This is a genomic window from Intestinibacter sp. (assembly GCF_051866655.1).
In the GTDB taxonomy this organism is placed as follows: domain Bacteria; phylum Bacillota; class Clostridia; order Peptostreptococcales; family Peptostreptococcaceae; genus Intestinibacter.
Genome location: NZ_JBJDXL010000052.1, coordinates 1 through 7,528, shown reverse-complemented (window position 1 = coordinate 7,528; position 7,528 = coordinate 1). Strand labels below are relative to the sequence as shown.

6 protein-coding genes are annotated in these 7,528 nt (G+C 31.3%); all 6 read left to right on the top strand.

Annotated elements, in window-relative coordinates; all coding sequences use genetic code 11:
- Positions 1-274, top strand: a 274-nt coding sequence (locus tag ACI3VO_RS01515; protein ID WP_439756211.1) for a S8 family serine peptidase, incomplete at its 5' end; no start/stop codon positions are given.
- A 22-nt stretch (positions 275-296) separates the two neighbouring features.
- Positions 297-1,976 carry a bile acid germinant receptor pseudoprotease CspC gene (gene cspC, locus ACI3VO_RS01510; protein WP_439756210.1) on the top strand — a complete coding sequence of 560 codons (1,680 nt, stop codon included), beginning with the start codon at positions 297-299 and terminating at the stop codon, positions 1,974-1,976.
- Between the two features lie 95 nt (positions 1,977-2,071).
- Positions 2,072-2,275, top strand: a complete 204-nt coding sequence (locus ACI3VO_RS01505; protein ID WP_439756209.1) for a CDIF630_02480 family spore surface protein — start codon at positions 2,072-2,074, stop codon at positions 2,273-2,275.
- Positions 2,276-2,703: 428 nt separating this feature from the next.
- Positions 2,704-3,972 carry a nickel-dependent lactate racemase gene (gene larA / locus ACI3VO_RS01500; protein WP_439756208.1) on the top strand — a complete coding sequence of 423 codons (1,269 nt, stop codon included), beginning with the start codon at positions 2,704-2,706 and terminating at the stop codon, positions 3,970-3,972.
- Between the two features lie 93 nt (positions 3,973-4,065).
- Entirely contained in the window at positions 4,066-5,496 is a 1,431-nt protein-coding gene (locus ACI3VO_RS01495) for a sodium:solute symporter family protein (RefSeq protein WP_439756207.1), read from the top strand.
- 226 nt (positions 5,497-5,722) lie between these two features.
- A complete protein-coding gene (gene asnS / locus ACI3VO_RS01490) occupies positions 5,723-7,120 on the top strand; it encodes an asparagine--tRNA ligase (protein WP_439756206.1) in 1,398 nt (465 codons plus the stop codon).
- Positions 7,121-7,528: the final 408 nt, after the last annotated feature.

Here is a 7,528-nt window from a genome sequence, read left to right as displayed (position 1 = left end):
AGCACCTGGAGTAAATATAATATCTTCATATCCAAATTCGAGATATGGAACAATTACGGGAACTAGTGCAGCAGCGGCATTTGCTTCTGGAATGGGAGCTTTGTTTTTTCAATATGTAACTCAAAATAATCGATATAAAAGACAGGGATTTGCTCAAAGTATATTTACTTTTTTCCAGCTAGGAGCACAGAGAGAGAGGGAGATAGATTACCCAAATTTTATTTACGGGTACGGGCTTTTAGATGCGAGAAAAATTTTTGAAGTATTTAGGTAAATTGAAATTAAGGAGATCGAATATGCCAATATCTTATAATTTAATTTATACGGGAAGAACAGAGACCTTGATAGATGACTTTTTAAAAAATAATATAACTCAGTATATTTTTTTAAATGATTTGTTGATTGTAGTATATGTAGAGGAGGACTTTAATGAGGATTTATTTAAAAATATAGATCAAGTTGTCTGGTGGGAAAAATCTTATTCTATGAGCTCGTTAATAGAGATTACGGACAATATAGCTCAAGGTGAGAGTGCTTTACAGACTATAAATATACCTTATATGGGAAGTACCTTGTACAGTAATTTAGATGGAGAAGGAGTAGTAATAGCCTTGATAGATTCGGGTATAGACTATTTAAATCAAGATTTTATAAATGAAGATGGTACCAGTAAAATTTTATATCTATGGGATCAAGAGAGTGATTACGGCTCACCTCCAGAAGGTTTTCTATTTGGAAGTGAATTTACTAGAGAACAAATAAACGAGGCTATATTAAGTGGCGATCAAAATCTAAGCAAGGATGAAATAGGAACAGGAACTATGTCTGCTGGAATTATGGTATCTGAAGGAAAAAACAATCCAAGCTACAGAGGTATAGCGCCAAAAGCCGAATTAATAGTAGTCAAACTAAGAAGCTATAGAGATTTATTTAGAGAAGGTAGAATCAATTATAAAAATACGGATTTCTTAGTCGCTATATCGTATGTTATACAAAAATTTAAAGAAATTTTAAGACCTGTAATAATAAATTTTACATTGGGGACAATGTCAGGTAGAGAAAACGATCATACGTTGTTGAATACTTTCAATGAGCTAAAGAAGTCGGGATTTATACTAGTCAGTGGCGCCGGTAATCAAGGAAATACAGATATTCATTACTCTGGGAATGTATCAAATGGGGAATCTGTAGATATAGCCTTTCAGGTTGGAGACGACAAGAATTTAGATATAGTAGTAGAGGGTACAGAAGTAGATAAATTAGGAGTAGCTGTAATATCTCCTCTAGGAGAAATCAGCACCACGGTTTTTTATTCACCTAATTTTGAAACATTTACTGGGCGATTTAATTTAGAGGATGTAGATTATTCTATTTCTTATAATTATCCGCTTATAGGGACAGCTTCACTTCAGGTGATAGTAAATTTAGAAAATATACATTCTGGTATTTGGACTTTGAGAATCATAGGAGAAGATGTGATAAGTGGAGAGTTTAATGCATATCTTCCTAATAAAAATTTAATCTCTAAAGACACTAGATTTATAGATAGCGATTCAAGGGCTACGATAACTAGGTATGGACTGATGAGGGAAGTCATCACAGTGGGTACGTATAATACAAAATATAACAGCATTTGGATTGGTTCATCTAAGGCTCCAGATGTGATTAGAGATTCTATACTAGATATAGTAGCTCCAGGAGTAGATATAATATCTAACTATCTAGATAACGCATTTAATACGGCTACAGGAACAGGGGTGAGCAGTTCCATAGTATGTGCAGTGATATCTTTGCTTATAGAATTTATAATGGCTCAATCTGAGCTTTATCGATTGTCTATTTACAGCGAGCCTATAAAGACGTATTTAATGCTCGGAGCAACTCAGAAGGGAATCTATTCATATCCAAATATATCTTATGGATATGGAGTTTTAAATTACGAAAATACTTTAAATATAATATCTGAAAATTTGTAAAAATTTCTATTATGGTGTGCAAAATAATAATTTACTCGTTGAATTTATAATTTAGTTTTGGAGAAAATAAATAAAAAGATTTGGGAGGTGTTATTTTGAAAGATAATCATCACGGTGTAAGTAGACAGCTAAAAGGAAAAAACAACAAAAGACTCTATTCAAGTGTATGTCTAAACAACAATTATACAGCAGCTTGGGCAGATCAAAGCAAGTTTTATCCGCACACAAATGTAAGTGCACCATCTGAAGATCAGACTGATGAGGCCAAGGATTGGGTGGATAATGGAAGTAAATTATAAATTTCTTTAAAAAGGATAAATTTTAAATTTATCCTTTTTTGAGTTTTTTAGTCGAAATATAGTAATAAGATAAAATTATATATAAAAATAAAATTATTGATTGACATTTTATTCCAATTTATTAAAATTAATGGTAGAAGCTATTAAAATGGAGGAAAATAAGATGCAAGGAATTAGAAGAGAATTTACAAAATTATATAGATATCTTTATTTTATATTCTGGGGCTTTTATTTTAGCGCTGGCTATTTTTATTGCAAAGATATAAAAAGTAAATCTTTTCTAAAGAGTTCATGTTTGACTTTCGTTTAAAAGGAAATTAACAAATTTTAAATTGGGCAAATAGGATTAAATTGATATTTAAGAGAACTCTGAAGGAGTTCTCTTTTTTAATTGTATTTGTCAAAAAAATAATTGAGGAGGAAAGGATATGTTAGATTTAAAGTATGGGGATTCTAAAGTAGAAATTGATTTATCAAAAGCAAAATCAGTGACTATATTAAATGAAAATCCTATGGACGAAATTACCGATCTTAAATCTGAGTTTATCAAGGGTGTTACAACAGATATGATAAATTCTAAGCCTTTAAAGGAAGTAGTTTCAAAAGGCGACAAGGTAACTATAGTTATAAGCGATATAACTAGATTTTGGCAACGTCAAGATTTAGTTTGTGAACAATTAGTAGATTACTTAGTAAAAGAAATAGGTATAGCTTACGACGACATAGTGGTTGTAGTTGCTATAGGAACTCACAGAAAACAAACAGAAGAAGAATTATGTCAGTTAGCTTCTAAAAATGTTTACGACAAGGTAAAGGTAGTAAATCACGATTGCGATGCAGATGATTTAGTTTTCATAGGAAAAACTGAATTAGGTACAGATGTATACGTAAATCCGCTTGTAGTAGGAAGAAAGGTAATAATGGTAACAGGTACAGTTCACCATATTATGGCAGGCTTCGGTGGAGGAAGAAAGAGTGTAATTCCTGGAGTTGCAGGACGTGAAACTATAAAACAAAACCACATGAGATGCTTATCAAAAACTGAAAAGAGAACTGATCCAAAGGTCGGTGCAAGACTTTTAGACCACAATCCAGTAAATGAAGATATGAATCAAGCAGGAGAGCTTGTAGATGTAGCATTTAGTATAAATATAGTAGTAAATACTAAATCTAAACACAGTAAATTATTCTGTGGAGACTTCCACGATGCTTGGTTAGCAAGTTGCAAGTACGTAGATGATTGCTACGGCGTTCCAATAGAAAAGGAAGCAGATATAGTTATAGCTAGCTGCGGTGGATATCCTAAGGATATAAATTTATATCAATCTACAAAGAGTATTTTTAACGCAACAAGAGCTGTTAAAAAAGACGGAACAGTAATATTCTTAGCAGAATGTAGAGAAGGTGGAGGGGCACCAGACTTCTTCAGCTGGATAGATCCACTAAAAAGAGGAGTTTTAGACGAAGAATTAAGAGCAAACTTCACAATCGGAGGATATATATTCTACGCACTATGTGAAGCAATTGCAAAATCAAACTTACTTATGTTAAGCGAAATCGATCCAAACTTCGTGAAGGATTTAAATATAGACTCTTATAAAAATATAGATGAATTATTAGAAAAAGTAGATTTTGAAGGAAAAGATGTATGCATATTACCTTATGGAGGTAGTGTAGTTCCTCTTCTTCAAGATTAATAAAAAATAGATATAAAAAATTAAGGGAAAATAAAAAAATAAAAAAGTGGAAATTTTTAATATTGTAAATTTATTTATAAAGGAGAAAAAATCATGAATACGCCATTAATAATAGTAATATTATATGTAATATTCCTACTAGCGTTAGGGATATTTATGTCAAAAAAAGAGAAAAAAGATGGGGAAAACTTCTTATTATATAAAGGTAAAAATGGTACTTGGATAACTGCCGTTACTATAGCAGGTCTTGCTATAGGTGGTGCTTCAACTATAGGTATAGCACAAAATGCGTTTGTAGCAGGTTTATCTGCTGGGTGGTACAATGTAGCTTGGGCTTTCGGAGCTATCATGGCTAGTTTCTTAGTTGTTAAACGCTTTAGACATAGTGGTCATAATACAGTAACAGGACTAGTTCAAGATTTATTCGACAAAAAAGCTGGTATTATGATGACAATAGCTATGGTTTTAATTCAATGTACAATAATAGCACTTCAATACATAGCAGGTGGATCAATACTTGCAAGTTTACTACCAGATATATTTAATATAACTACAGGAACATTCTTCAGCTTCTTAATATTCATGCTAGTAGCTTTCGTAGGTGGTATGGGATCTGTTAGTTTAAGTAATATTATAAATATATCATTAATTTATTTTGGAATTATAGTAGCCTCATTTATGGTATTTTTCAACCAAGGTGGATGGGATGCTGCTCTACAAATGGCTAGCACTTCTACAGACGTTCCATATTTAAGCTTTACAGAAGGTATGGGTATACCAGCTATTATAGCTTGGCTTATAGTTATGTGTGGTAATACAAACTCAATCCAAGGTGTTATACAAATAGGTCTTACATCTAAAGACGATAAATCAGCAGTTAATGGATTTAGACTAGGTGCATTAATGATGATACCAATAGGTTTCTTATGTGCAATGCTTGGTATCGCATCAAAGGCTTTAATACCTGGTGTAGATGCTACTTTAGCATTACCAATGATAATATTATCACTACCACCAGTAATAGCAGGTCTTACATTATCAGCTCTATGGGCTGCAGACATGTCAACTGCTTGTAGTATGCTAATCGGTTGTTCAACAACAGTGAGTCAAGATATATTCTTCAAGACAGGTGCTGGCAAAAAAATGAAAGATAAAGCCTTTGTTATAAATAAAGTAATAATACTTGTTGTAGGTTTCTTAACTTATATACTATCTTCTCAATTAGGCTCTATATTAAACGCTATGAAGGTATGTCTATCTATGGCAATAGGAACTTCAATAGTTGTACTTGGAGGATTATGCTTCTCTAAATTCGCAAGTAAAAATGCAGGATTTATGACAATATTAGTATCAGTATTATCTGCTGGAGTATGGCTATTTGTACCAGCTATAAAAAATGTATTCTCAGATGTAGGATACTTAATGGTATTAACTACAGGTATAACATTTATAGTAGTTAGTTTATTCGATAAGAACAAGGTCAATCAGCTAGATTATGAAGAGGATAAAGTTGTCAACGATTAATTTGAGAAATTTTATATAAATACGATATTTATTATATGATATATAAAGTGCTTTAAAATATAAATAATTTTAGAGCACTTTTGTATTTTAATTTACAATACTATTGATTTTTATAGGTAAGATTTAGTAGAATAAATATTGACATTATAAACTGTATAAATTAGTAAATATAAGTTATAATTATTATATGAACAAAATTTGAACTAAACACTTAGGAGGTAATTCTATGCAAAAAGAATTCATTGAAATTAAACAACTTTATAGAAATAAAGAAGAGTACATAGATAAAACTGTAAAAGTTGCTGGATGGATAAGAACATCTAGAATGTCTAAAAACTTCGGATTTATAGAATTAAACGACGGTACTTTCTTTAAAAACATGCAAATCGTTATAGATGAAAAATTAGACAACTTCAAAGAAGTTGGAAAATTACCAATAAGTACATCTTTATTAGTAGAAGGGACATTAGTAGCAACTCAAAATGCAAAACAACCAGTAGAAATACAAGCTACAAAAATAATTGTAGAAGGCGAATCAGATAGCTCTTACCCACTACAAAAGAAAAGACATACAGTTGAATATTTAAGAACTATAGCTCACTTAAGACCTAGAAGTAATCTGTTCTCTGCAGCTTTCAGAGTTAGAAGTGTTGCAGCATATGCTATACATAAATTCTTCCAAGAAAGAAACTTCGTATACGCTCACTCTCCAATCATAACAGGTAGTGACTGCGAAGGTGCAGGAGAAATGTTCAGAATCACAACTTTAGACTTAAACGATGTTCCAAAAACTGAAGACGGAAAAGTTGATTACTCACAAGATTTCTTCGGAAAAGAAGCTAACCTAACAGTTAGTGGTCAATTAAACGCTGAAATAATGGCTTTAGCTTTCAGAAATGTATATACATTTGGACCTACATTTAGAGCTGAAAATTCATACACAGGAAGACATGCTTCTGAATTCTGGATGATAGAACCTGAAATAGCATTTGCAGACTTAGAAGACAATATGGAACTTGCTGAAGATATGATAAAATATATAATCAACTACGTTCTTGAAAACTGTCCAGAAGAAATGGCATTTTTCAATAGCTTTGTAGACAAGGGATTACTTGAAAGATTAAACAAAATAGTAAATTCTGAATTTACAAGAATAACTTACACTAAAGCAATAGAATTATTATTAGAATCAGGACATAAATTCGAATATCCAGTTGAATGGGGATGCGATTTACAAACTGAACACGAAAGATATATAACTGAACAAATATACAACGCTCCAGTATTCGTAACTGATTATCCAAAAGAAATAAAAGCATTCTACATGAGAATGAACGAAGATGGTAAGACAGTTAGAGCTATGGACTTATTAGTTCCAGGAGTTGGAGAAATAATAGGTGGATCTCAAAGGGAAGAAAGATACGATGTACTACTTGACCGTATACATGAATGTGGTCTAAAGGAAGAAGATTACTGGTGGTATCTAGAACTTAGAAAATACGGTACAGCTACACATTCAGGATTTGGTCTTGGATTTGAAAGAATAATAATGTACTTAACTGGTATATCTAACATAAGAGACGTAATACCATTCCCAAGAACTCCTAAAAACGCTGAATTCTAGGATTTTAAAGGTTAAAAATATACGAGATAATAGAGGCTATATCAAAATATTAGTAGATATTTGGTATAGCCTTTTTTGTGCATTCTACAAAATATAATAAGGCAAACGATTTCTTTTTGTTTAATAATTAAAAAAAATTTATATAAAATTTTAGAATTACTTAAATAATTATAAAATTTATCTTAAAATAGTTAGAAATTTGTGGTATTATGTATACATATTTAATTAATAATTTTATAAGGGGTACGATGTATGATAAAAAATTACTACAGAGAATACAGCAATAATTTAAATAGGGATATGGAATTCAATGTATACGGATATGCAGGCCAACCAATACTAGTATTTCCAGCCCAAAATGGTAGATTTTTTGATTTTGAAAACTTTAAAATGCTAGATAATGTTGAA

What these genes read in the sequence shown, in the direction of transcription:
- cspC (WP_439756210.1), top strand. Translation starts at nt 297, where the DNA reads ATGCCAATATCTTATAATTTAATTTATACGGGAAGAACAGAGACCTTG.
- larA (WP_439756208.1), top strand. Translation starts at nt 2,704, where the DNA reads ATGTTAGATTTAAAGTATGGGGATTCTAAAGTAGAAATTGATTTATCA.
- ACI3VO_RS01495 (WP_439756207.1), top strand. Translation starts at nt 4,066, where the DNA reads ATGAATACGCCATTAATAATAGTAATATTATATGTAATATTCCTACTA.
- asnS (WP_439756206.1), top strand. Translation starts at nt 5,723, where the DNA reads ATGCAAAAAGAATTCATTGAAATTAAACAACTTTATAGAAATAAAGAA.